The organism is Veillonella parvula (assembly GCF_902810435.1).
GTDB lineage: Bacteria > Bacillota > Negativicutes > Veillonellales > Veillonellaceae > Veillonella.
Genome location: NZ_LR778174.1, coordinates 1802426 through 1825439 on the forward strand (window position 1 = coordinate 1802426; position 23014 = coordinate 1825439).

General features: G+C 38.1%; 18 protein-coding genes and 1 riboswitch. Of the genes, 3 read left to right on the top strand and 15 right to left on the bottom strand.

Translation table 11 applies throughout. The features are described 5' to 3' along the window. Nucleotides 1-10: 10 nt before the first annotated feature. The 3 genes from FNLLGLLA_RS08340 to FNLLGLLA_RS08350 form a co-directional block, all read right to left on the bottom strand. Nucleotides 11-829: a sulfurtransferase gene (locus FNLLGLLA_RS08340; RefSeq protein WP_174892365.1), complete on the bottom strand. Its 819-nt coding sequence runs from the start codon at nt 827-829 to the stop codon at nt 11-13. Between the two features lie 186 nt (nt 830-1015). Further along, complete coding sequence (locus FNLLGLLA_RS08345) at nt 1016-1420, bottom strand: (deoxy)nucleoside triphosphate pyrophosphohydrolase (RefSeq protein WP_004695046.1); 405 nt, start codon at nt 1418-1420, stop codon at nt 1016-1018. An 8-nt stretch (nt 1421-1428) separates the two neighbouring features. After that, complete coding sequence (locus FNLLGLLA_RS08350; protein ID WP_156697271.1) at nt 1429-4332, bottom strand: DUF3427 domain-containing protein; 2904 nt, start codon at nt 4330-4332, stop codon at nt 1429-1431. Between the two features lie 314 nt (nt 4333-4646). Here FNLLGLLA_RS08350 and FNLLGLLA_RS08355 point away from each other — a divergent pair, with 314 nt between their 5' ends. After that, nucleotides 4647-5576, top strand: a complete 930-nt coding sequence (locus FNLLGLLA_RS08355) for a DUF3829 domain-containing protein (RefSeq protein WP_004695044.1) — start codon at nt 4647-4649, stop codon at nt 5574-5576. A 67-nt stretch (nt 5577-5643) separates the two neighbouring features. Here the strand turns inward: FNLLGLLA_RS08355 and FNLLGLLA_RS08360 are convergent, their stop codons facing one another. The 10 genes from FNLLGLLA_RS08360 to FNLLGLLA_RS08405 all read right to left on the bottom strand — a co-directional run bounded on the left by FNLLGLLA_RS08360 (nt 5644) and on the right by FNLLGLLA_RS08405 (nt 19035). After that, entirely contained in the window at nt 5644-7197 is a 1554-nt protein-coding gene (locus FNLLGLLA_RS08360; RefSeq protein WP_156697272.1) for an ABC transporter substrate-binding protein, read from the bottom strand. A 386-nt stretch (nt 7198-7583) separates the two neighbouring features. Beyond that, complete coding sequence (locus tag FNLLGLLA_RS08365; RefSeq protein WP_004695042.1) at nt 7584-8399, bottom strand: ABC transporter ATP-binding protein; 816 nt, start codon at nt 8397-8399, stop codon at nt 7584-7586. Further along, nucleotides 8392-9189, bottom strand: a complete 798-nt coding sequence (locus FNLLGLLA_RS08370; RefSeq protein ID WP_004695041.1) for an ABC transporter ATP-binding protein — start codon at nt 9187-9189, stop codon at nt 8392-8394. Before FNLLGLLA_RS08370 ends, FNLLGLLA_RS08365 begins: the two co-directional genes overlap by 8 nt. Before the next feature lie 12 nt (nt 9190-9201). Beyond that, nucleotides 9202-10770 carry an ABC transporter substrate-binding protein gene (locus FNLLGLLA_RS08375; protein WP_004697531.1) on the bottom strand — a complete coding sequence of 523 codons (1569 nt, stop codon included), beginning with the start codon at nt 10768-10770 and terminating at the stop codon, nt 9202-9204. Between the two features lie 153 nt (nt 10771-10923). Then, on the bottom strand, nt 10924-11745 hold the full coding sequence (nikC, locus tag FNLLGLLA_RS08380; RefSeq protein ID WP_004695039.1) for a nickel transporter permease: 822 nt from the start codon (nt 11743-11745) through the stop codon (nt 10924-10926). After that, on the bottom strand, nt 11745-12683 hold the full coding sequence (gene nikB / locus FNLLGLLA_RS08385) for a nickel ABC transporter permease (protein ID WP_004697516.1): 939 nt from the start codon (nt 12681-12683) through the stop codon (nt 11745-11747). Before nikB ends, nikC begins: the two co-directional genes overlap by 1 nt. Nucleotides 12684-12827: 144 nt before the next feature. Then, nucleotides 12828-13015, bottom strand: a riboswitch (cobalamin riboswitch). A gap of 402 nt (nt 13016-13417) precedes the next feature. Beyond that, nucleotides 13418-14749 (bottom strand): putrescine-ornithine antiporter, encoded by a 1332-nt coding sequence (potE, locus tag FNLLGLLA_RS08390; protein ID WP_004697529.1) that lies wholly within the window; start codon nt 14747-14749, stop codon nt 13418-13420. Between the two features lie 589 nt (nt 14750-15338). Next, nucleotides 15339-16766, bottom strand: a complete 1428-nt coding sequence (argH, locus tag FNLLGLLA_RS08395) for an argininosuccinate lyase (RefSeq protein WP_156697273.1) — start codon at nt 16764-16766, stop codon at nt 15339-15341. Further along, on the bottom strand, nt 16766-17977 hold the full coding sequence (locus FNLLGLLA_RS08400; RefSeq protein ID WP_004697508.1) for an argininosuccinate synthase: 1212 nt from the start codon (nt 17975-17977) through the stop codon (nt 16766-16768). Before FNLLGLLA_RS08400 ends, argH begins: the two co-directional genes overlap by 1 nt. 251 nt (nt 17978-18228) lie before the next feature. Then, nucleotides 18229-19035, bottom strand: coding sequence for a transglycosylase domain-containing protein (locus FNLLGLLA_RS08405; protein WP_077707647.1), 807 nt, complete (start codon nt 19033-19035; stop codon nt 18229-18231). Between the two features lie 330 nt (nt 19036-19365). Between FNLLGLLA_RS08405 and FNLLGLLA_RS08410 the strand changes: the two genes are divergently transcribed. Further along, nucleotides 19366-19644: a metal-sensing transcriptional repressor gene (locus FNLLGLLA_RS08410; RefSeq protein WP_004697521.1), complete on the top strand. Its 279-nt coding sequence runs from the start codon at nt 19366-19368 to the stop codon at nt 19642-19644. A 92-nt stretch (nt 19645-19736) separates the two neighbouring features. On the opposite strand, the gene FNLLGLLA_RS08415 is transcribed toward FNLLGLLA_RS08410, so the two are convergent. Then, a complete protein-coding gene (locus FNLLGLLA_RS08415; RefSeq protein WP_004695032.1) occupies nt 19737-19997 on the bottom strand; it encodes an HPr family phosphocarrier protein in 261 nt (86 codons plus the stop codon). 136 nt (nt 19998-20133) lie between these two features. Beyond that, nucleotides 20134-21861 (bottom strand): phosphoenolpyruvate--protein phosphotransferase, encoded by a 1728-nt coding sequence (gene ptsP, locus FNLLGLLA_RS08420; protein WP_156697274.1) that lies wholly within the window; start codon nt 21859-21861, stop codon nt 20134-20136. Between the two features lie 318 nt (nt 21862-22179). Between ptsP and dapF the strand changes: the two genes are divergently transcribed. After that, the gene (dapF, locus tag FNLLGLLA_RS08425) at nt 22180-23013 is read left to right on the top strand and encodes a diaminopimelate epimerase (protein WP_058948113.1); all 834 of its coding nucleotides are present in this window, start codon (nt 22180-22182) and stop codon (nt 23011-23013) included. The last annotated feature ends 1 nt before the right edge of the window (nt 23014 follow it).

Consider the following 23014-nt stretch of genomic DNA (forward strand, 5'->3'; position numbering starts at 1 on the left):
CCCTCCTATGTTAGTTTAATGTTTCTACACCTGTGCTAAGAGGAAAACCTTCATACGTTACCCAGTCACTAGAACTACCAACATATAAAGCAGATTCAAGGCCTACTTCACTCATGGTTAACAACGCATTGCAGGCAGTCACACCAGACCCACAGTACGTTACAACTGGCCGATTTTGGTAGATTTCGTTGTAATACTCAGCCTCTAAATCTTTCAAGGATTTAGGACCATCTACGGTATAACCACTTTCATAAAAATGATTAACAGCCCCAGGAATATGTCCTGTCATGCCATCCATCGTATCCACTTGAGATCCATCATAACGGAATGGCGCACGAGCATCGATGATAACATGATCTCCGCTTTCACTAGCCTTGAGCACCTCATCGCGACTCATAACCATATCCGTTTGCAACTCATAGTTAAAAATAGACGGTTTAGCAGGTAACGGGGTCGGCTCTTTAGTTAGGAGATGGCCCTCTCGAACCCAGCGTTCAATACCACCAGATAAAACGCGTACATCTGTTAAGCCCATGTAACGTAACGTCCACCAAAGACGGCCCGCTAAGAATAGCCACGAATCATATACTACAACCTTTGAGTTACGAGTGATGCCATAAGACTCAAAGGTATGAGCTAACTGTTCCATATCTGGCAATGGATGACGTCCACCATGCTCGCCTAAAGGACCAGTCAAATCCTTGTCTAAATCTACCGCATAAGCCCCCTTAATATGGCCTTTTTTATAATCTTGATACCCTCTAGCATCTAAAACGATGACCTCATCGAGACAAGCTAATAATTCTTTAGGAGTGATAAAATTTGACATATTGTACTCCTTTCTTTGATTATATCGAAAAATACAAATCTTTTAATATTATTATATACGACTATAACCGGATATACAATTTATTTTGGTATAGTGAAAGTTATTTATTCTTGCCATGTAACAACTAGAGTAAACATAAAAAGCCCCTATCCTAGATAGGGACTTTTAGGTAATTCAATGTTAAGCTTATAAACGTCTATACATTTCATCTACCGCATCAATATCAGCAGGTAACCAATCTACAGAATATAAGGTTTCTTTAGATAGCCATTTAGCAGCTTCATGTTCTACTAAGGTAATATTAGAATCATTTTTCAACGAACATAAATAACAGTGCATTGTTAAATCAAATTTTTCATAACCGGTATATTCGATAGTAATAATATGCTCTTGAATATTAATATCAGCTTCTAGTTCTTCTTTGATTTCTCTAATAAGAGCTACTTCATGGGGTTCACCAGGTTCAATTTTGCCACCCGGAAATTCCCAACCATCTTTTAAATCACCATATCCACGCTGAGTTGCTAATATGGTATTATCCTTTTTTATAATAGCTGCTACAACTTCAATGTGTTTTCGTTGTTCACTCATAAATATCCTTATCCATTAACAATATAATCATAAATATCATCCCGTACAGGTACTTCGAGTACATATTCTAACTCTACCGCCGCAGTACCATTAACCATAGAAATTTCTTTAGCATTTTCCTGACCAGTAGAATGAATCGGTCCCAAATAATAAAACTCTTTAGACTCTTCATCATCCTTGTTTTTTCTCACAAATAAATGCATAGCAACACCTAGTTCATCAGCATTAAACGCGGTTTGTACATCATCAGAGGCAAAGGTTCTCTTATTTTTAGAAATAGCTTTTAGTAATCCTGGATTCTCAAATCTATCCTCGTATTTAATGGTATCTTGAATATCGTCGGCTTTATGGTAATTAATAAAAACGGGATATGTCTTTGTTTCTTTATGGAATTTATAGCCCCCAATGTTGAGAGGAACTTCGTTTTGAGGCCACTCTAATAATTGACACACCTGTTCATATGTATATTTTTCATATAATGCAAATGGTGTATTACTATAAATATTGTCTTTGTATTTTTCATTGAACTGCTTCAACCCATAAGCAATAAGCTCTTGAACTTGTTCCTTAAAATTATTATCCTCTAAAGCCTGTTTAAAGATTCGAGATATACCATAGCTACCATTGGAAAATTCAATAAATTCACTATCGGCAAATGTCTTTTGTGCTACTTGAACACCAAATTGATTTGTCATCATATTGATGAGATTAACACGTCCATATTCCGATAGATCTACATTGTAACTATCAAATAGCTCTTCGGAAACATAATTAATCACATCATCACGACCATCTAGTAACGCTTGCAATAATAGAAGCTCTCTTACACGCATCCCTGTCGTTAATTTCTGAGATATAAAATGTAGCATTCGCTCCTGAGCCGGTGTAAAGGATATATCATAATCCTTATCCTTAATCTTTATCAGGAAATGATGATAGGACTTAAATTTACTAAAAATTCTACTAACATCAATCGAACCATGATCAGCAAAATCAGAAATTTTAGGAATACGACCTAATTTGAAGCGTAAATTAAAATAGGCTTCTTTAATTAATTTCATATCGGAAAATCTTGCCGTATCAATAGATTCATAAATACGTTGTTTTGCAATTTTATCAAAATGTACAGTTGATGTACCTGGAATAATACGATTGCCAGCTTGTACATAACGACGCAATGTATCTTTGTTATAGCTCCTATCACCAGATAAGGCTAATGGAATCATAAAATTATTAGTATAATTTCCAATAAAATCCAAGATAACTACATATTCTTTATCTTCAAATTTACGAAGGCCACGTCCAAGTTGTTGAATAAAAATTATAGGGCTTTCAGTTTGACGTAGCATAATAACTTGATTAATTTCTGGAATATCAACACCTTCATTAAAGATATCTACGGTAAAGATATAATCCAATTGTAGGTCTGGACGCCCCTGATAATCACCGGTTCCCGTTAATCGAGCAATTGCTATTTCCCTAGTTACTTGGCTATCTTCACCAGTCAAACATACAGTGCGATAAACACCACGCTCATTAAAAGCATTAGACAGCTCTTTTGCCTCAACTCGATTACTACAAAATACTAAGCCCTTTACACGACTACCACTATGACCAAAATAGCGAATCTTTTCTACAATTTTATCTACCCGCTCTTTTGTAGACAAGTTTGAAAAGGATACCTCCATATCAGAAATATCTTCTTGATTATCTACCCATAAATCACTAATACCAAAATAATGAAATGGACATAATAAATCTTCTTCTAAAGCCTGTTGTAATCGAATTTCGTAAATAATATTATGGTCAAACAATTCATATAAATCATAACCATCTGTACGTTCCGGGCTAGCTGTCATTCCCAATAAAAATTGAGGATCAAAGTAATCAATGATGCGTTGGTAACTATCTGAACCTGCACGATGCACTTCGTCAATAATAATACAGTCAAATTCCTTTGGATCATACTGTTTCATTACATCATTACGACCCATCATTTGCATCGTAGAGAATACATGAGTCGCATTATAGTATTTAGCATTCCCAGAAACCAAACCAAATGTAATGGATGGATCATTATAAATCCGCTCAAAGCTAGCAATCGCTTGTTTTGCAATTTGTTCCCGATGTACTAAAAATAATATTCTTTTAGGCTTCATTTCTCTCATAGCAAAAGCCGCCGCATAGGTTTTGCCGGTACCCGTAGCAGAAATCAAAAGGCCTCTTTTAGCATTATTAGCCCTTAGTTCATTGAAGTTAGCAATAAACTGTTGTTGTATGGTATTAGGCTCTAGTTGACCCAAATCTATTTTTCTAAATTGCTCTGCTACAGTCTTTTGTGAAGCGCGCTCTGGCCGTACCCATCTTGGTTTATACCAAGGAATAAAATCTTCATAGGGAATAGAAAATTTTGAATTCCAATATAAGTCAAATTCTTCCGTAATTTCTCGAGCATAGGTATCACTGCAATGAGCTTCAGAGCGAGTATTCCATTCACGATTTTTCTTTAATGCATTAATAGTTAAATTAGAACTACCAACTATTATCTGATAAGATTCATCTTTTCTAAAAATGTAGCCTTTTGTATGGAATCCATGATCACTACCTTGCGTGGTACAATACACTTTTAACTCAATATTATTTAAACTTCCTAAATCTTCCAAAACTTGTGGACTATTAAAACCAAGATAATCTGTCGTTAACACACGACCTCGAACACCACGATCCTCTAATTCCTTTAAGATTGGCTTTAACGTCAACAAGCCTTCTGGGGTAATAAAAGCTACAGATATTAAAAACTCATCACAACTGCGTAATCCGTCCTCAATGGCAGATAACACATTACGCCCTTCCCCATTAGCAATAAGTTCCGAAGATGTAGCAAAATTGATTAAATGATTCGATTCTGACATAACGAACTCCCCATATAATGAATACTATACTTGCTATTATACCAGCCGCAGCTGCAACGTCTAGAGAGTATATAGTTTTACTTTTAAAAGTATATTTTTATAACAGCTTACAGCCTCATTCATCGTTTAATCGCTAATTATAAATATAAATACATGTCCAAATCTAACATTTTCATCTATTCCTTATAATTATCGTATCTATACGTCTTTTTTGCCACGTAAAGTTGTGATATAATGTAAATAATTACTCTTAGGACATTAGTCTGTCCAAATGGATCCAAAAGAGTTAGTGTGTTTTCAAGGAGCGTGCGCAGTTGAAAAAGGGGTACATCAAGTTAATAGCAGCCATTGTGCTCGGTGCTGCTATTATCGGTGGTGGGATCTATGGGGTGTATACACTCTTATCATCCAATACAACGACAATTTTATATCGATCAACCGTTGACGATAAAATCAACGCCATACGACCTTATATTGTTGCATTAGATGCATATAACTCATACAGTGTAGCCTATGCTAGCCAATTACAGCCAACTCTTGAAGAGTTGCGCAATGGGTCTCATAATACGACGATTACCTTACCTAAATATAAGGAACTTAAAGCTGCATTAGAGGTAGCAAAACAAGATAGTTCTACACCCTACGAAGACGTAAACCAAGCGACAAATGACGTCCTCGTAGTACTTGATCAAATTATTCCTATTGCTGATCAGTTGCAATCTTACTATGTGGAACGTCGTTATGAAAAGGATAATTATAAAGGTAGCGATGAGCTAGCAGCTCAATATGTACCTTTAGCAGAACAGTTCTACGCTACATATAATGCATTAGACTTAGCTTTAGATAATCGTAATAATGAGCTTTATAACGAACGCATGACTGAGTATCAGGGAGAAAAGCGGGAAAATGCGGTTAACTTTATAGAGATAAATCTCATAACAGCACAAACTATTGACCTTATTGATCCAGATGGGAATACAGACACCCAAAAGGTAGAATCAAACTTACAACAAATTACACAACGCCTCAATAAATTACAACCTGGTACTACACCAGAAGTACAAAATGCGGTAAGAGAGTATCAAGACTCAGTAAAAGAATTTGTTGCAGAGGCACGCAACTATATTATTATCAACTCATCTTATGGCGAAGCTTATACGCAATTATTTACCAAGTATAATAAAATGATTGGCAAGGCCAATGCAGTTAACATGGCAGACTTAGATGTAACAGAAAAAAAATAATATTTAGATAACACAAAGGACTAGCCCATGCGAGCTAGTCCTTTTATTTTTATGTAAGCAGCAAACTTTATTTCTTTTTCAAATCTTTTGTAATGATGTAATATTCAGACGGTGTTATCTTGATACCATCAATATGTTTATTACCTACAATATTAATTTTAGGATACCCAAGGAATAATGCTACAGCGTTATCTAACATCAGTTGTTGGGCATTGATAACCGCATTACGACGCACCACTGGATCGCTACTACTTTCACCAAGAGCCAACAATTCATCGAAACGAGGATTAGAGAAGCCAGACCCATTAGTTTCAACGCCTATACCCCAATATTGTTTCAAGAACCATACTGGTTGACCCGTATTAGCGGTTACAACACTGGAGATAATCATATCATAATCACCAGATTGAGATAATGTGTCGATAACCGCATAATCTACGATTTTAATTCGTAAATCTACACCGATTTTTTTGTAGTCCGCTTGCAATGCTTCCGCATATAATGGCAATTCAGGACGAGTTGTGTAGGCATAAAAATCAAGTACGAGGTTTTCACCGTCTTTATCTACAATACCGTCGCCATTTGTATCTTCATAACCTTCACGTTTCAGTAATTCTTTAGCACGTTCTACATTATATTTATTAGGATCACGCAATTGGTTAAAGCCATAGTCTATGGATGGTGGCAATGGAGCCTTACCGGCTACGAAGGTATCCTTCATGAGGTTCTTCGCATAAGACTCACGGTCTGCTGCTGCAATGAGGGCTGCACGAAGATTAGGATTCTGTAGTTTCCCTTTTTGCCCCATACGAACAAATACGTCACGCAAGGAAGCCACTTCATAGATAGTGAATTTCTTATCATTTTGGAAGATACTATATTCACCAGGTCCAATGTTAACGGCCATATCTACATCGCCCGCTTGTAACGCCATAGCACGAGTATTCGCATCATTAATAGATGGGATTTCAACCTTAGCAAAGCCTGCCTTGCCATCCCAGTAATTATCATTGCGCTTTAGTTCAGCACGCTCTTTTGTGAAAGAGGATACTACATATGGACCAGTACCAATAGGACCTTCCTTTGCAATATCACGACCATTCGCCTCTGCTGTCACATCCATAATCAAAAACAATGGATCTCCTAACAAGTTGGGCAAATTATAATATTCCTTGTCAGTCTTGATGGTCAACTCCTGACCGTTAGCAGTAATTTCTGTATAGTTAAAGAACGTTTTTGCTCGTTTACTTTTAGCAAAAGTTCGTTCTAAAGATGCTTTTACCGCCTCAGCTGTCAAACTATTACCATTTGAGAATTTAACTTTATCATTGATGGTGAAAGTCCATGTTAACTTGTCATCACCTTGCTTCCAAGAGGTGGCAAGCCAAGGCGTTGCTTTCATTTGATCATCAAACTTGATAAGCGTTTCACCTATACCAAATCGTACAACGGCCCAACTAAAATAATTTTCCGTTGGTTCTAATGTGCCAGCAAAACTAATAGCCCCTACCTTTAATACATCATTAGATGAAGCAGAATCTTGATTCATACAACCAATAGTCCCGAGCACGGTCATACCAAGGGTCATACCAATTAGTAAAGACTTGCGTAATCCTTTCATTTATACACCTAACCTTTCTACACACATTAACTATCTATTTATACTCAGATACTCACTATTTTTTGCATTAACATAATCTAGTAAATATAACCTGCTTTTACAATAGTTAATATAAAGAGAATCTATGTACATCACTTCATATGAGCATATCTTATTATACCCATAGGGGTATATTTTATACAGTCAACTATACTATATATTAGGTGTTAACACAATGTATAATTTGAGAAACATTTCAATATATCTATTAAAAAATTTCATATCTTAACTATGCATAAAAATAGCAGTTAGTCTTGAAACTAACTGCTATTTTAAGTTTACCTATCCGATGTAACTCTCTACATTTCAAATTTATACTTTTGAAATTTTGAAAGTAAATTTTCCTATTAAGCTTCTAATGCAGCCTCATCCAAGGTAAGCGGCTTATGATCTTGACCAATTTCAAAGATAGAGCTCAATAAAACCTTTGTATATGGATGTTTTGCATCCGCCAAGTGGAAAGCATCTAGTTCTTCAACGATAGCACCTTTGTACATTACGACCACCTTGTGGCACATAGTACGAATAAAGGCAATATCATGAGCAATAAATAGGTATGTTAAATTTTTCTTTTTTTGTAAACGCGCCAAAAGGTACGCAATGGAGTCTTGTACAGATACATCTAGGGCACTAGTAGCCTCGTCTAACACGAGGATTTCGGGCTCTAAAACGATAGCACGAGCAATGGCAACACGTTGGCGTTGACCACCAGACATTTCATGAGGATAGCGATGCATAAACTCGCGAGATAAATCTACCATTTCCAGGTAGTCACCTGCGATTTGCTCTTCTTTTCCCTTTTCAAGAAGACCAAAATTATAAAGTGGCTCAAGAATGATATCTTTAACCTTCATACGTGGGTTAAAAGCTGCAGATGGATCTTGGAATACCATTTGAATCTTTTTACGATATTCTTTCGTTTGTTCAGAATTCATATGTTGAATCTCTACACCATCTACATAAATCTCGCCTTCCGTAATAGGAAGCATTTTCATGATCATACGAACCAATGTTGTTTTCCCAGAGCCAGATTCCCCTACAATCCCAAGGGACTGACCTTTTTCGAGAGTTATATTAATATCCTTACATGCTTCAAGCTCACCACCAGTAGGAAGTGGGAATCGTTTACATACATTCTTAATTTCTACTGCGTAATTAGTCAATGTAACGACCTCCTCCCAATGTTGGCACAGCGTCTTTTAGTTGTTTCGTATATTCATTAGATGGATTTTCCAAAATGTCTTGTGGGGTTCCAGCATCTACAACACGGCCCTTTTTCATAACAATAATATAGTCAGACATATACGCTGCTACACCAAGGTTATGAGTTACCATGACTATTGCAGAATTATGCTCTTTAGCTAGTTCAAGCATTTGCATAACCACTTGAGATTGTGTTGTTACATCGAGTGCAGATGTCGGTTCGTCACCGATGAGTAATGCTGGGTCCAATGCTAACGCCATAGCAATACCAACACGTTGACGTTGACCACCAGATAATTCGTGTGGATAACGGCGCAATATATCCGCTCCATTAGGAAGAGATACAGATTCTAATAACTCAATTGCTCGTCGATCACATTCATCATTAGTGATTTCAATATGAGATGTAAACAATTCTCTAAATTGTTTACCAATGCGAACAATTGGATCTAATGCACTACCACTATCTTGGAAAATCATAGCCATATCTTTACCACGTATGGCTCTCCATTCTGACTTAGATAGGGTACGAAGGTTGTGACCGTTAAAGATCATTGTACCGTCTGTAACCTCACCACCTACAGGTAATAAACCCATGAGGGCCCGGATTACAGTAGTTTTACCGGATCCGGACTCACCTACAATGGTTAATACCTTACCGCGTTCCAAGGTAAAGTTCACATCCATAACAGCAGGCACACCTTGGTACGCAATGTTAAGGTTTTCTACAGTTAGTATGTTTTCTGCCATTATAGCTCCTCACTATTTTGTAATTTTGTTAGTAATCCAGTAGTAATCACTTGGGTACATTACAGCACCTTTCAAGTAAGAACCTGTAACGATATTAGTTTTAGGATAGCCTAAGAATAATGCAGCACCATCATTCATCAACAATTGTTGAATTTGCATTGCATAATCACGACGTTTTGCTGGGTCGAATTCAGTTTCAGCTGCATCTAACAATTGGTCAACTTGTGGATTGGAGTAACCAGAACCATTTTGAGGGTTGGAGCCATTGTTGTTAGTGTGCCAATAGTTAGCCAAGAACCAGATTGGATCACCTGTATTAGCTGTTACAATGTTGGAGATAAGCATATCATAGTCGCCGTCTTGACCCATTTTATCGATCAAGTTATAGTCAACTGTTTTGATTTTCATATCGATGCCAACCTTTTTAAGGTCTGCTTGAACAGCTTCTGCATAAAGTGGTAATTCTGCACGAGAGTTATATACTATGAAGTTGAATGTTAATGGTTTGCCATCTTTATCAAGGATCCCATCGCCATCAGTATCTTTCCAACCATCTTCAGCCAACAATTGTTTAGAACGTTCAGGATTATACGCATTAGGATCTTTCAAATCGTTGAAGCCATAGTCCATGGATGGTGGAATTGGAGCAGAACCAGGAATAAATGTACCTTTTAACAATACATCAGCATAGTTTTTACGGTCTGTTGCAGAGATAACTGCAGCACGAACTTTGTCATCTCCAAGAATACCTTTTTGATTAATACGGGCCAATACGACACGAAGAGATGCGATTTCATCTACTTTGAATTTATCATTGCCTTGGAATAAACCAATTTCACCAGGACCGATGTTAACAGCCATATCTACGTCGCCAGATTGTAAGCTCAAAGCACGCGTATTAGGGTCATCGATGGAAGGAATTTCTACAGTTTTAAATGGTACTGTACCATCCCAGTAGTTTTCGTTCGCAGCCATTTCAGCACGTTCTTTAGTGAAGGATTTAACTACATATGGGCCTGTACCGATAGGACCTTCCTTCGCAAAGTTACGGCCATCTTTTTCAGCTTGAACGTCAACGATTAGGAACAACGGATCCGCTAAAAGGCCAGGCATATTAGGATATTCTTTTGTTGTATGAATAACTAATTGTTGACCATTAGCTTCCATAGAGTCATATTCAAAGAATGTTTTCGCACGATTAGACTTTGCAAAAGCACGTTCAATAGACGCCTTTACAGCTGCTGCATCAACTTTTTTACCATTGGAGAATTTCACCTTATCATTGATTGTGAAAGTCCACGTTTTATGGTCTGGGGATACTTCCCATTTAGATGCAATCCATGGTTGAGGTTTCATTTGTTCGTCAAACTTAGCCAATGTTTCACCTACACCATAGCGCATTACAACCCATGCGAAGAAGTTTTCTGTAGGTTCTAATGTGGATGCGAAGTTAGTAACGCCTACTTTTAATACATCTTTGTTAGCAGCACCATTATTATCAGACCCACAACCAGCTATGAAGGAACCCATCATTACAATACTAAGACCTGCTAATAGGGCCTTTTTCCAAGATTTTTTCATTTAAAATCTCCTTTTACAACTACATGTAAAACATAAAAACATTTAACATCATCACTATCTAAAATAGTTGTGATGGAAAAACCATAATTTCTTACCAGTCATAATGAAACTTTCACTAGATAAAGATTCAAATTTATGAAGGTAAAAACAATTTTATCCTTGATTTTTTGGATCCACTACATCTCGTAAGGAGTCAGACCAAAGATTAAAAATAGCAACCACGATAAGGATGGACATACCAGGGAATGCCATGAGCCATGGACTCGTTTGCAAGTACTGGCGACCCTCGTTAAGCATAAGACCCCATTCTGGAGTCGGTGGCTGAGCACCAAAGCCAAGGAAGGATAAACCTGCTACCTCAATCATGATAGCCCCGATATCTAATGCACCTGTTGTAATAACGAGAGGCATAATATTAGGAATGATATGACGTCTGATGATGGCCGTCGTAGATGCGCCCATCATAACAGCAGCCGTTACATATTCCTCACCGCGCACCTTGAGCGTCATAGAACGTACAATACGAGCATATTTTGCCCAACCTACAACAGATAAGGCTAAAATCGTATTTACAATGCTACCACCTAGAATACCAGCAATAGCAATAGCCAATACGATACCAGGGAATGATAACATGATGTCTGCTAAACGCATAAGAACCATTTCAACTTTACCGCCAAAATAGCCTGCTATAGCACCGATGATAGTACCAATGCTCACCATGATAACGACGATGGATACGCCCATGAACAAGGATAATTGAGTACCATAAATGATACGAGATAATACATCACGTCCTAATTTATCTGTACCAAACCAATGTTGGCTGCTTGGTGCTTGCAATGCCTGACTTATATTTGAGGTGAAAGCATCGCCCGGTGCAAGCCAGGGTGCAAAGATAGCGATGAGAACAATGATAATCATCAACCCACTATAGAAAGAGAACAATTTATGTTTTTGAATAAATTCTGCCATTATGCTCTCTCCCTTTTCAATCTAGGGTCTAATAAGATATATGATGCATCAACCAATGCGTTAATACACATATATGCTAAAGCAACCCACAACACAAAACCTTCAATCAATGGATAATCGCGCATAGTAATAGCATAAATTGCCATATTCCCAAGTCCCGGCCAAGAGAATACCATTTCTACGACTGCCACACCACCTAGTAACCAACCAATAACAACTCCAAGAATAGTGATGAGTGGTAACACCGCATTAGGTAAAATATGACCGAATAAAATTTTTATCTCACTAACACCGCGAGCACGAGCGCCAATAACATAATCCTTTTGCATTTCCTCAAGGATAACTAGCCGCACTTGACGCATGTATTTAGACCCAACAACAACTGCCAAAGTAATAGCGGGCAAAATAACACCAGACGCAGTCACTCGAGAGGATGCAATCGGTACAAGGCCCAATTTAAGACCGAAGATGTAAATCAGTACAAGACCTAACCAGAACGTAGGCATAGATACGCCTACGAAGGATAGAAATCTCAACACATAATCAACCCATTTGTTACGATTTAAGGCGCTTATAATACCTGCAGGCAATGCATAGAGCAGCGTAAATACTAAAGCCGTACCCGCTAACATTAATGTACCTGGTAAAGCCTCCAACATACGATCTACTACTGGTTTTTTAGCAGAATAACTCATCCCTAAATCACCTTGTGCGGCATTGACGACCCAGTTTGCATACTGTACTACAAATGGTTTATCTAACCCAAGCTGAGCTCGAGTTTCATCGATAAGCTCCTGAGATACGATAGTATCTGCCGTTTCAAGTAACATCGTTACTGGGTCACCTGGTGCTAAATAGGTGAGACAAAATGTCAAAAATGTGATGCCAAACAAGGTAACAATAAATTGCCCCAATTGTTTGACAAAGCGTTTGCCCATAGGCGCCTCCTAAACTCTCTAAACACTAACAACAATTCAAATGACAAACTAATGGTACTAGCTTTTTATATAGCGATGAAGCTTAAAGGCTAGGGAACGAAAAAAGGTTAGTCGCCCGACTAACCCAAATTAAGCACAGCATATGCATACCATGCCTTTAGAGCAGGCTTTCTGACTCTGATTCATCGCAACATTTCGGCCTTCCCAGTTTCCCAGTGACCCTATAATGAAACCTTGCTCCTCATTACAGCTATTTGCATAGTATGGGTTTTTCACCCATTTTCCTCTTTTACGCTCGGTAAATACCGACACTCACTAGTTCATTCATTTTTATCGATTATAAATATACTATATTAACACTCTATTTACAATACATATACCCCTTATGGGTATATATATTTCGTATATTTTCAATATAATTTTTATACTGATAAAAAATATTGATTAATGATTAAATTCACAATCCTGCATAAAATTATATAAATTAACTTATATAAATAATTTTTTATTATATTTACTGTATATGACGGTATATATATTAATTTTAATAATAATAAAGCAATGTAAAAACTTTATTATAAAATCTTTTTATACACAGCAAAAATTTGATTAATAATAATACTCTTTATATTTTTTCATATCTAGCTCGCATTAATTATAAGTCTAATGCATGATTATGATAAAAAAGAGGCTATTACCAAGTAATAGCCTCTAATAAGACGAGATGTATTCAGTTAATCAATACTTTGTTGTAAGCGGTGTGCTCTGCGTGTATCCCACGCTTTACGCAAAACATAGATCACCAAGCCTATGCTTACTGCCACTGCGCTACCTACCATAGCATCAAAGCCACATGCGTAGATTGCATATAGGCAGTAAAGAACGCCTATACCGAACAAGTAATTAGAGCGTTTAATACGACTTTCAGCTACGCCAGCCATACGCATCATTGTAGGTACTGCCAAGATGCACAATACATACGGTACTACGTTAGTTACAACCGCTAAGTTTACTAAGATTTCAAATTGCTCACGCAAGGATTCGCTTGCAGTGAATAAAGTAAGTAATGTTTCAACAGCGAGTAAAATCAATACACCACGAACAGGAGCATCTTTGCTATTTACACGAGCGAATATTTTAGGGAAGTAACCATGTTCTGCTGCACTTTTGAAGACGCGAGACAATGTGAATTGCCAGCAAAGCAAAGCGCCAAAGCAAGAAATAACCATAGCAGCCATAACGATGTTTGCAATTGTATCATTGAACATGTATACGAATGTCAAACCGAATGGTGCATTAGAATTTAATAAATCAACGTTAGGCACAATACCTGCCATAACGTTTGTGGACAAGATATAAACCACGGCCACTGCTAATGTACCCGCCACAGTTGCGATAGGTACGTTTTTCTTTGGATTCTCAACAGCATCAGCATTAGCCGCTGCGGACTCAAATCCTAGGAAGCCCCATAAAGTTAGGGAAATAGATTGTTTTACCGCATCATAAAGCGGAAGATCATTTGGGTTCCATGCCGCCCAATAAATAGATGGATCAAACCAATACCAGCCGATTGTACCGATTAATAAAACCGGAACAATAGAGCCCCAAATAGTCATATTGCTGAGTCGACCTGTGAAACGATTCCCTCTGAAGTTTAGAATCGCTGCAAACCACAAGAGCACAATTGTTACCTGACTTGTTTGTGTCGCATTGAGGTCAACGCCAAAGAAAGCTGCGCCATAACCTACGGCAGATACCGCGATGGCGATATTAGCAATGATGAGAGATATGCTGTAAGCATAGCTCGCCATAAAATGTCCAGTTTTACCGAAGCGATGTTCTGCATAACCGCCCATGCCCCCTTGTTTTTGGGAGAACATACCCGCTTGAGCAAAAATATACGCTAGTAAAAGCGCACCCACAGCTGTCACGAGCCAAGATAAAACTGAAATAGTACCAACTTGAGCCAAATTAGTTGGTAACATAATGATCCCAGCTCCTAGCATATTGGCTGCTACCATTGTGGTTAGCTGGAATACAGACATTTTTTTAGCGGTGGTTTTCATGTATCAATCCCCTTTCACTAAGGTGAATTTTTTCTCGTCCATAATTCACTTAAAATATATATACCGCTAAGTAAATCCAGTTCGTGCTGTGATGGGCTTGAATGTGAATTTACCGTTTTTATTCTTATTACGAGTTAAATAATAACACCTATGAAACCAAAATAAAAGTACTTTATTGGCGGACAAGCTATATTACACGAATTGAATAAATCATAGGTAATTTATCATCAAAATTGAACAGAACTCATTTTAATTGTGGCAAAGTATATTTTTACCCTATTTTATTCTGTGTATAGATGTAATTTTTCCTATCTATCACGGTTATAGTGTCCTAGTACAAGACTATTATTTCCTCACAGTCCACTATATGTGTACACACAAATGCATCATTTTAATAGTGAATTATCAATTAGAATTTTGGGATTTATAGGTATCGTCTAGCTTTTAAATAAAAAATCGATATACATATAAGTATAATAGGCAATATTAGTCCCTTAATGAAATCCTTATATGTATATCGATCTTATTTTTTCAGATTTTATTGATAACTATTCTTTATTTTTATCTACTGCTTATTCCGCACTAAGCTCTACTCTTGTACAGATTCAACGATTGCTTTCCATTCAGCAATTTGTTTTTCCTCAGCAACGATAATAGCTTTACCATTATTGCGTTGTCGCTCCACACATTCTGGCGCCGTACCAGAATAGTTATTACGACCTGCAACACAAGCTTCAATGGAAATGGCATCAAGAATATCCGCATCAAAGTGATGAGAGATTGCTTTGAAGTCCTCTATCGATAAATCAAGAAGTACACAACCTTTTTCGATGCAATGATGCACCGCATTACCTACGATTTCATGGGCTTCACGGAATGGGACACCTTTCTTCGCAAGATAATCTGCCATATCCGTAGCATTAGAGAAGTCGTCATCAAGGACTGCTTTCATATGAGCCCCATTGACCTTCATACCACGAATCATAGCCGCATTAATGGACAATGCGAAGTGTACTGTATCAATAGCATCGAAGATACCTTCTTTATCCTCTTGCATATCCTTGTTGTATGTAAGAGGCAAGCCTTTCAAAGTTGTTAAAAGGCCTAACAAATGACCATAGGTACGGCCTGTTTTACCACGAACCAGCTCGCAAACGTCAGGATTTTTCTTTTGCGGCATAATACTAGAGCCCGTGCAGTGAGCATCATCAAGTTCAATAAAATTGAACTCATTGGTAGACCACAAGATCAACTCTTCGCTAAGACGACTCAAATGCATCATTACTAGAGATGCAAAGGACAAGAATTCAACTACGTAGTCACGGTCAGATACGGCGTCCATACTATTTTCGTAAATACGAGAAAAGCCCAAAAGCTTTTGCGTATATGTTTGATCAATGCCGTATGTAGAACCAGCTAATGCGCCGGCCCCAAGTGGCATGATGTCAGCATGTTTGAATACCATCAACAAACGATCAAAATCACGTTCCAACATAGAGAAATAGGCCATCATATGATGCCCAAACAATACAGGTTGAGCCCGTTGTAAATGCGTATAGCCAGGCATGATAACATCACTATACTTTTCAGCTGTTTCGATGAGAGCCTTCTGCATATCTACGATGAGTTCACCCATTTCCACAACAGCTTTACGCACGTACATGTGCAAGTCTACTGCACATTGGTCATTACGGCTGCGGCCTGTATGCAAACGACCACCAGCTTCACCGATATCATCAGTAAGGCGTTTTTCAATATTCATATGAATATCTTCAAGAGCCACGGAGAACGGAAACTCTCCTTTATCAATCTGATTTTTAATCTTCGTTAAACCTACTAAAATAGCATCTCGATCTGCGTCGGAGATAATATGTTGTTTTGCCAGCATAGTCGCATGAGCCTTGCTGCCTGCAATATCTTCGGCGTACATCCGCGCATCAAAAGCGATAGAGGATGTAAAATCCTCTACCGCTTTATCAGTGCCTTTTGTGAAACGCCCGCCCCACAATTTAGCCATTATTTACCTGCTTTCTCTTTCATCAATGCATTAATTTTGAGAGGTAAACCGAACAAGTTGATGAAACCTTCTGCATCAGATTGATCGTATACATCATCTTCTTCGAATGTTACGAAATCTTCGCTGTACAAAGAATATGGAGAAGTACTACCTGCAGAAATGATATTTCCTTTGTACAATTTAAGTTTTACTTCACCTGTTACAGTTTTTTGAGTTTCGTCAACAAACGCTTGTAACGCGTTCATCAATGGTGCGAACCACATGCCATCATATACGAGTTCAGCGTATTTGTTAGCAATGAGTTCTTTGTAGTGGTATGTAGCTCTGTCGAGGCATAGGTATTCAAGTTCTCTATGAGCATACATGATGATAGAGCCACCTGGGTTTTCATAAACGCCACGGGATTTCATGCCTACCAATCTATTTTCGACGATATCTACAACGCCTACACCATAGTGTGCACCGATTTCGTTGAGTTTTTCTAATATTTGTAATGGAGTACCTTCTTGACCATCTACAGCTACAGGTACACCTTCTTTGAAGGATACAGTTACATAACCAGCTTCATCTGGAGCTTGTTCAGGTGTATGTGTTACCAAGTACACATCATCTTTAGGTGCATTTGCTGGATTTTCAAGATCGCCGCCTTCATGGGACAAATGCCATACGTTTTGGTCCATAGAATATGGATGAGATTTTGTAGCTACAACTGGAATATCGTGTTTAGCAGCATATTCCATACAGTCTGTTCTAGATTTCAAATCCCATTCTCTCCAAGGAGCGATGATTTTCATGTTAGGAGCTAATGCTTTGATAGTCAACTCAAAACGAACTTGGTCATTACCTTTACCAGTCGCACCATGAGCGATTGCATCAGCGCCTTCTTTTTTTGCAATATCTACAAGAATTTTACCAATTAAAGGTCTCGCGAAGGATGTACCTAATAAATATTTACCTTCATAAATTGCACCAGCTTTTACAGTAGGCCATACATAATCTTTTACAAACTCTTCCTTAGCGTCAACGATGTACGCTTTAGATGCGCCAGATTTGATCGCTTTTTTCTCAACTGCATCATAATCCTCAGGTTGGCCCAAGTCTACACACACTGCAATAACTTCAGCGCCATAATTTTCTTTCAGCCAAGGAATGATAACAGAAGTATCTAAGCCACCAGAATATGCGAGTACTACTTTATTTGCTTTACCCATGATAACACCTCATAAACCACTATCTATTTAGACTCATATAATCAATACAGTATCAGATAATTGTGAAAGTACCGTGGTATCTTCTATTACCGACAAGCATTTTCTCCTTCTGACAAAAAATAGTATACACCTGTATAATTATAAATGCAAGTATTATTTTTATTCACTTTAATAATATATTTCTTTTCCGAACTAATAAAAAACTATATCTAGTAATCGAACACCAGATATAGCTTATTAAATATATTAAGTTATTCTTCCACAAGCTCTAAGTCCTGTTCATACGCATAGTCTGCTTCTGCTTGTGTAATCATGCCTTGGTCTACCATTTGTTCGAGCACCAGCTTTTGTCGAGCCTTTGCACCTTCATAGTTCGTATAAGGATCTAAATAGGACGGTGCATTGGGTAATGCTGCAAGCATAGCGCTTTGTCCCAATGTTAATCGGCTAGGACTTGTTCCAAAGTAGCCGTGAGCAGCTTCGTAGATACCGTAATAGTTATGACCATAATATACGGTATTCAAATACATGGTAAGGATTTCTTCCTTAGAGTAGTAATGTTCCATTTCACTAGCGAGGATGGCCTCTTCCACCTTACGACTCATGATGCGTTTCGAGGAAAGGAACAGATTTTTTACTAGTTGTTGTGTAATAGTACTACCACCTTCTAGCGTTTCACCTGCTATAGTATTCGTGTACAAGGCGCGAATAATACCGAGTACATCAATAGCTCCATGTTTATAATACCGCTTATCTTCAATAGCGATTAACGCATTTTTTGTATACTCAGGAATAACATCCCCTTTCACCCAATGCTCTTTTGAAACACGTTGATTAAGAGCTATCTGTACTTTATCTCTAAATGTAAACAGTCGTATAATTCGATCCGTACGACTAAGCGTGTCTTCACTTTGTTCTATTTGTTTTTCAACAATTGTATGAGCTTTACTCTCACGATTTGTCCCTTGAAAGCTATGGTATCCGTCATATATAAACATAGCCAAAATCATGACCACCACGAACACAACTAGATTTCGAAGGTAGCGAAATACTTTCATTTCTTTCACCTATTTCTTAAAGGTCTGTAATATAAACACATGTAAATATAGGTTTATAATCTAGCTATCTATACAATACCTTATATACATATACAAATATAAAGTATATTAAATGTATTGTATCACATCAATCAATAAGAAGATATGTAAAGCACTAGTTTTTACGTCCACTCATACTATAAATATATTTAATATATCTTATAACGGCACAATACTATATATCTATAAATACCGATTAATGCATATTAGTTATACTTATTAAGTTGTATTAAAAACTTTAAATAGAGTATAATATATGAGATGATAAAAACATGCCTATGGAGGAGTAAAATGAAACAGTGTATGGATTCAGAAAATCTGCATCGTCGATTGCGTAAAATCTTAGGTCAAGTGCAAGCTATTGATCGAATGATTGAAGAAGACATTCCCTGCGAAGATGTGTTGAGCCAAATTAATGCAGCTAAGTCTGCACTACATAAAGTAGGACAAGTAATTCTTGAAGGACATATCAACCACTGCGTACGAGATGGTATCGAACATGGTGACGTGGAAAAAACCATTAGCGACTTTACAAAAGCTGTAGAGCGCTTTGCAAATATGGGTAAATAAAAAAGGACTCTACAAATGAATTGCACCCAAAAAATGGACATAATTTTTGGAGGTGCAGTTCAAAATGTAGGGTCCTTTTTATTACCCTCATATTAATCGTGGTTAGTTGTTAAGAATTCGCTCAATGCAGCGAGTGCCTCGTCTTCGTCAGCACCGTCAGCCGTCAAGGTAACGGATGTGCCTTTTGTAGCACCCAAGGTCAATACAGTTAAAATGGATTTAGCATCTGCTGTTTTGCCATTAGCAGCGATAGTCACTTTGGAAGCGAACTTAGCAGCCAATTGTGTGAAAGCTGTAGCAGGACGAGCATGTAAACCGGATTCGTTAGTAATTTCTACTGTTAATTCTTTCATGATAACCTCTTTCTATCTCGATAGGCGGTGCCTATCCATTCGTTCTAATAGATATATTGTATCAATATCAAGCATTTCAATTCAAGTATATTACATCGTATTTGCTATGTAATGATCCTATTTAACAAAAATAGAATTATAATAAACCTTTTTCAGCTAATACAGATTTAGCGTATTCTGTAATTTCTTCTGCTGTGTCCATAGTAAGTGCTTTATTTGCTACCTCTTCACATTCTGTTTTGGAAACAGAACGCAAAATATTTTTAATAAGAGGAATCGAAGAAGCCGTCATGGAGAATTCGTCGAGGCCAAGGCCCAACAGAATCATGGTCGCCACAGGGTCGCTAGCAAGCTCACCACACATGCCTGTAAATTTACCTTGTTCATGACTGGCATCAATGACGTGCTTAATAAGACGTAACACACCTGGATGCAATGGTTGATACAAGCTACCAATTGCTTCGTTCATACGGTCTACTGCCAATGTGTATTGGCAAAGATCATTCGTACCGATACTAAAGAAGTCTACATATTTAGCAAGAATTGGAGATATAACAGCTGCCGCTGGTACTTCGATCATGATGCCAACCTTGATATCCTTGTTAAAATCCTTACCCTCAGCCGCCAGCTCCTCTTTACATTCATCAAGCATAGCATTCGCTTGCTTCACTTCCTCAACGGAAGCAATCATAGGATACATGATGTGAATATCACCAAACGCACTAGCTCGTAATAAGGCACGCAATTGTACCTTAAAGATATCTGGACGATTTAAGGATATACGAATAGCGCGGTACCCTAGGAATGGGTTCATTTCACTTGGTAAATCAAGGCATTTCAATTCCTTGTCTCCACCGATGTCCATGGTACGGATAATAACAGGCTGCCCCTTCATATCTTGGGCTACCTTTTTATACTCTTCGAATTGTATTTCTTCTGCAGGCAATTCGTCATTTTCCATGTAAAGGAATTCTGTACGGTACAAACCAATACCTTGCGCCCCCATAGTGAGCGCATGTTTAGCATCCTTCGCCTTACCAATGTTGCCGAATAGCTCTACATGATGACCATCAGTAGTAGTAGCTTCAAGATTAGCGGATTCGCGCAACCGTTTTAACTCCTCTTGAAACGCCAACGCTTGATTTGTATACTCCGTCCAATCCGCATCAGATGGATTGATTTCCACGATACCATCCGTACCAAGAACGACTGCCTTATCGCCATCTGCAAAGCTTTCAATATCACCAACGCCCATAACTGCAGGAATCTCTAAGGTGCGAGCCATGATAGCCGCATGAGATGTAGGGCCACCTGCTGCCGTAACGATACCTTTTACTACCGCTTTATCAAGGGATGCCGTATCAGATGGTGCCAAATCATGAGCCACCAAGATAACCTCGCCAGAAATATGTGATAAACCGCGAGGGTTCATGCCTAACATATTACGCATCAAACGATCGCCGATATCCTTAATATCTGCACCTCGTTCACGCATGTAAGCGTCTTCCATACCAAGGAAGATATTTGCAAAGGTTTCAATTGTTTGAGCCGTAGCCGCTACCACATTCATATGGCTAGACTCAACAAGGGATTTAATTCCGTCAGATAAGGATGGGTCTTGAGCAATTTGCATATGCGCTTCAAAAATAGCCGCCTCTTCTGGCCCCATTTCATCCAACGCTTTTTTACGAATAGTATCCAATTGTTTTAAGGTAGATGCCATAGCAGTTGCAAACTTGCCTATTTCTTCTTCTACCTTGTCTTCCGTTACATTGTAATCAGGAATGACAATTTCCTCTTGAATATATCTATATACATTGCCTACTGCAATGCCACGAGATCCAGAAATCCCTTGAATTCGCATATGTGTTCCTCTTTCTATTACGATTAACTACATTACTCTTTATTTTATCATTTCTCTGTTAAACAATAAAGTAATCCAAATACCTATATTCCCTTAAATAATCGTCCCATATGGGGCATTTTTTGTTTCACTATAACTCTTAATAAACGCTGTAAGCTTTCCTTATTTTCCCTTTATTTTGCTATAAATTTATACGATTCCATACAATGCTTAAGGCCTATTTATGATATAATATTATAATATAGAATATATAATAATAAACATATGAGACTTTCACGGGCTTCATGGTGAAAGTCTTACTTATTGATAGGAGACTTTATGAAATTAACGAAAATGCATGGTCTCGGCAATGACTTCATCCTCTTTGCCGACCCACAAGGGACGTCTAAAGACTACACAGACCTCGCCATCCGCCTTTGCGATCGTCGCACGGGTATTGGTGCCGATGGTCTTGCCGTCCTAGTTCCTTCCGAAACCTGTGATGTGCGCATGCGCATCATCAACTCCGATGGTAGTGAAGCAGAAATGTGCGGTAATGCCATCCGTTGCTTTGCCAAATACGCTTATGAACACGGTGAAACAACGAAGGAGACTTTCACCATCGAAACCTTAGCTGGCGTAATGAAGCCTACATTGACTATCGAAAACGGAATAGTCACACAAGTTACTGTAAACATGGGCAAACCATTCTTTAAGTCCCAAGACATTCCTATGAATGTAAACATGGATAAGGTTATCGACGTAGACCTCGATGTAAACGGTGAGACCATAACGGTAAGCTCCGTATTGCTTGGCGTGCCTCATACGGAGGTATTCATCGCCGACATTACAAAAGCCCCTGTTACAACACAAGGCCCTATCCTTGAAAAGCACGATGCCTTCCCTGCTAACACAAATGTAAACTACATTGAAGTAGTAAATGACAAACACATCAAGGTGCGCACTTGGGAGCGTGGAGCTGGCGCTACCTTAGCATGTGGAACAGGATCTTGTGCCTCTGCCGTTATGTCCTTTGAAAAAGGTTTAACAGGCCGTGAAGTAGATGTAGAACTTTATTTAGGAACATTGCATATTTCATACTTGGAGGATGGCACGGTGCTCATGACAGGCCCGGCTGAGGAAGTCTTCGAAACAGAACTTCCTATCGATTAAA

What these genes read in the sequence shown, in the direction of transcription:
- FNLLGLLA_RS08340 (WP_174892365.1), bottom strand. Translation starts at nt 829, where the DNA reads ATGTCAAATTTTATCACTCCTAAAGAATTATTAGCTTGTCTCGATGAG.
- FNLLGLLA_RS08405 (WP_077707647.1), bottom strand. Translation starts at nt 19,035, where the DNA reads ATGAAAGTATTTCGCTACCTTCGAAATCTAGTTGTGTTCGTGGTGGTC.
- FNLLGLLA_RS08360 (WP_156697272.1), bottom strand. Translation starts at nt 7,197, where the DNA reads ATGAAAGGATTACGCAAGTCTTTACTAATTGGTATGACCCTTGGTATG.
- FNLLGLLA_RS08400 (WP_004697508.1), bottom strand. Translation starts at nt 17,977, where the DNA reads ATGGGTAAAGCAAATAAAGTAGTACTCGCATATTCTGGTGGCTTAGAT.
- FNLLGLLA_RS08345 (WP_004695046.1), bottom strand. Translation starts at nt 1,420, where the DNA reads ATGAGTGAACAACGAAAACACATTGAAGTTGTAGCAGCTATTATAAAA.
- FNLLGLLA_RS08415 (WP_004695032.1), bottom strand. Translation starts at nt 19,997, where the DNA reads ATGAAAGAATTAACAGTAGAAATTACTAACGAATCCGGTTTACATGCT.
- argH (WP_156697273.1), bottom strand. Translation starts at nt 16,766, where the DNA reads ATGGCTAAATTGTGGGGCGGGCGTTTCACAAAAGGCACTGATAAAGCG.
- nikB (WP_004697516.1), bottom strand. Translation starts at nt 12,683, where the DNA reads ATGGGCAAACGCTTTGTCAAACAATTGGGGCAATTTATTGTTACCTTG.
- FNLLGLLA_RS08375 (WP_004697531.1), bottom strand. Translation starts at nt 10,770, where the DNA reads ATGAAAAAATCTTGGAAAAAGGCCCTATTAGCAGGTCTTAGTATTGTA.
- dapF (WP_058948113.1), top strand. Translation starts at nt 22,180, where the DNA reads ATGAAATTAACGAAAATGCATGGTCTCGGCAATGACTTCATCCTCTTT.
- nikC (WP_004695039.1), bottom strand. Translation starts at nt 11,745, where the DNA reads ATGGCAGAATTTATTCAAAAACATAAATTGTTCTCTTTCTATAGTGGG.
- potE (WP_004697529.1), bottom strand. Translation starts at nt 14,749, where the DNA reads ATGAAAACCACCGCTAAAAAAATGTCTGTATTCCAGCTAACCACAATG.
- FNLLGLLA_RS08370 (WP_004695041.1), bottom strand. Translation starts at nt 9,189, where the DNA reads ATGGCAGAAAACATACTAACTGTAGAAAACCTTAACATTGCGTACCAA.
- ptsP (WP_156697274.1), bottom strand. Translation starts at nt 21,861, where the DNA reads ATGCGAATTCAAGGGATTTCTGGATCTCGTGGCATTGCAGTAGGCAAT.
- FNLLGLLA_RS08350 (WP_156697271.1), bottom strand. Translation starts at nt 4,332, where the DNA reads ATGTCAGAATCGAATCATTTAATCAATTTTGCTACATCTTCGGAACTT.
- FNLLGLLA_RS08410 (WP_004697521.1), top strand. Translation starts at nt 19,366, where the DNA reads ATGAAACAGTGTATGGATTCAGAAAATCTGCATCGTCGATTGCGTAAA.